The sequence below is a fragment of the Leclercia tamurae genome, from assembly GCF_025566055.1.
GTDB classification, from domain to species: domain Bacteria; phylum Pseudomonadota; class Gammaproteobacteria; order Enterobacterales; family Enterobacteriaceae; genus Enterobacter; species Enterobacter tamurae.
Map to the genome: position 1 here is coordinate 1 of NZ_JAMHKS010000023.1, position 278 is coordinate 278.

A 278-nucleotide genomic window follows, 5' to 3' on the forward strand; every position below is an offset into this window, starting at 1 on the left:
TCCTGAAGGAACGTTGAAGACGACGACGTTGATAGGTCGGGTGTGTAAGCGCAGCGATGCGTTGAGCTAACCGATACTAATGAACCGTGAGGCTTAACCTTACAACGCCGAAGCTGTTTCGGCGGACCTGAGAAGACGATTTTCAGCTGATTACAGATTACATCACGTTGCCACAGGGCAGGGTGATAAACAGAATTTGCCTGGCGGCTGTAGCGCGGTGGTCCCACCTGACCCCATGCCGAACTCAGAAGTGAAACGCCGTAGCGCCGATGGTAGTG

2 rRNA genes are annotated in these 278 nt (G+C 53.6%); both read left to right on the top strand.

What is annotated here, in order from left to right:
• A 23S ribosomal RNA gene (locus M8318_RS00105) occupies nt 1–101 on the top strand; the annotation flags it as partial.
• A gap of 98 nt (nt 102–199) precedes the next feature.
• Nucleotides 200–278: ribosomal RNA gene (rrf, locus tag M8318_RS00110) — 5S ribosomal RNA — on the top strand; the annotation flags it as partial.